This is a genomic window from Anaerolineales bacterium (assembly GCA_022866145.1).
Taxonomy (GTDB): Bacteria; Chloroflexota; Anaerolineae; order Anaerolineales; family E44-bin32; genus PFL42.
In genome coordinates this window covers 1-2380 of record JALHUE010000190.1, presented here as the reverse complement: position 1 = coordinate 2380, position 2380 = coordinate 1, and the positions used below count along the sequence as shown (strand labels likewise).

Genomic DNA, 2380 nt, shown 5'->3' with positions numbered 1-2380 from the left:
CGCCGAGAAGGAATTGGCCAGTCGGCGACTCGGGTACCCGCAAGTGACCGTACATCCCCGCTAGCCACTGGGGATCGAGGCTGCCGCGCCCGATCGTCCACGCCAGGCCCATCAGCATCCCCAGGGCGAGGCGCAGGGCAAGGACAAGCCCAAGTGCAAGCAAGGCGGCCTGGCGCCACACGGGCGGCGGACGGTGGTCAAGGACCGGCGGAAGCGCAGATAGGTCAGCCATCATCGGGCTCGCGGAGAGTGAGCTGTCCCCCCAACCGGGACACAGACTGAACTCCGAGGCCGAGCGAGAACGTGTGCAACGGCAACTCCTCCCGCGATCCAGAAGGTTGATGGACTGGCCTTCGTCGTCGGTCGTCGACGCCTAGATCCTCAAGTGCGTGTCCCGCCTCGGGGATCGGTGAATGGACGATCTGGTCAGTGCCGGCGGGCAGCCGCGATCGCGGTCACTGCCCCGGACGAAGCGTCGCAACGTGCGCCAATCCGTGTGTGAGGCATGCCGATGATGCACTTGGCCAACCCCTCCCCAGATGGCGACCTTCCCCAACATTGACAGCAGACCCCCCGGAAGGAATAGAGAACGGCGCGGTACAACCATGCTTTCTCCCAGAAGTCGGCGCGGACGAAAGAGTCGGAAGAGAGAGACAGCACAGTGCGGGACATCCCACTCAGAGGGGAGCAACCGGCTTTCCACGTGAGATGCAGAAGCAAGAAGGAGCGATTGCATACGCCGTCGAGGCGGGGGAGCCTCCGCCACACAGGAAGTGCCAAGTCTGCGAGCAGGAGGACCGCGATGACATCCAGCAGGGCTCCCACCTTGAAGGACGCTAACGCGATGCGGTGTGCCGCTTCGACCAGATTCGCGCCCGGGATCGCGAATCCACCTCGGAAGCGAGCCGCCTGAACGGCGAGAGGCTCCCAAGGGGCAGAACCCATTCCGGTCCAGACATACAGCTGGAGGGCGAGGGCCCCCATTGACGCCACGACCAATGATATCCACAGCTTCGGCTGCCTCCAATGCGGTATCAGTGCTGCATATGCGATGGGTAGCAAGATGTCGGCTGCTGGCAGCCGGGTAAGGCATGCCGCGGCCCCCCAACCCAACGCGTAGCCACTGCTGATTGGGAAGGTGCAAGAAGTCAAGGACGGTAGCGAGCAAGTAAAGGGACTCAGGGTAGGCAGCTCAAGGAAAGCCAGGCGCGAGAAGGCAATGAACGCCAGTGCACATGCCAAGTTGGAAACCAGAATCCCCGCCAGGAGTGTGTTCCCGCCGGCTTCGCCGGTCGAAAGCCTGATGGCCGACGGATAGAGTGGTGGAGCGAATAGGGCTCCCTCGAAAGCGGTGTATCCCATCTCGGGGACGGCTTGCAAGTGAAGAGTGTCCCATCGCTGCCACGGCTCGAGCCATGGGCTTGTCTCGATCCGCACATCGAGATATGGCCGCAAGACGGGATCCGGGGGAAGAGCCTGGTCGTACACCTGGCGCATTCCCCAGGCCCAGGCGGCCGTAACCAGCCGCAGGGCGAGGAAAGCGGTCAACCCCAGGCGGATGTCGGGTGCGTTACAGGTGCGCAGGAAGCTGGTCCGGGCTCGGGAGGCGATCGCGCGGACGTCGGCGCCACGTGGCCTTCTCAAGGGCGCCGGTATGGCCTGAGGATCTTCCACTGGAGACTCCGAATCGGCACGGAAGGAACCATACTCAGGCATCGGATGAGCCGCGGCCTTTGGTCTCGGCGGTGATGTCATTCGATTCCGTGGGAAGGATACACCCTCGCAGTTGCCGGACAAATGTCCTCGGCCAAGGGAATGGCGCCTGGATTGCCCGGACGAAGGGTCGGGTCCCCGCCGTCCTGCAGGCCAGAGCCGTGTGGCACCTGTGAGGGGGGCTGACGACCGATCACCGGCGGGTGATGCTCACCCTGGAAACAAACCGGTGGAGCTGGGCCAGCACCATCCGGTGCGGTCGTGACCCGGTGAATTATCCACCGGGGTCGTCCTCCAGGCTCCTTGCCTGCGAATCCAGCGTCGCCTGGACCCTCAGAGCCTCCTCAAGCTGCCCTCGTGCCAGCAGCTGATCCCTGAGGAGGGCAAGGTCGTCGCGAAGCGCCGCCGTGAGATCGGCTCGCGCAAGCTGTGGAACGAGATCCGAGGCCAGGTAGTAGCGGAGGTAAGCTCTTCCGTAGTAAATGCCCGAACTGTTGGGCTCGCGGAGCAGGCTATGGGCCTTGGCAATCCGTTCAGTAGCCAATGCCTCGTTCCCTTGAAGCCGGGCAAGTCGCCCTGCTGCATCCACCACTGTGGGATCGTTCCCTCCAAGGGCAAGCGCCACCCGCATGTGTTCCGTGGCGGCAACGCTGTTTCCCGCTTCCTG

Annotated in this window: 2 protein-coding genes; both read right to left on the bottom strand. The window is 63.8% G+C overall.

Going from position 1 to position 2380, the window contains the following annotated elements; genetic code table 11:
- The coding region (locus MUO23_06105) for a hypothetical protein (protein MCJ7512527.1) at nt 1-232 on the bottom strand (232 nt) is incomplete at its 3' end.
- A gap of 1755 nt (nt 233-1987) precedes the next feature.
- On the bottom strand, nt 1988-2380 hold a 393-nt coding region (locus tag MUO23_06100; GenBank protein MCJ7512526.1), incomplete at its 5' end, for a hypothetical protein.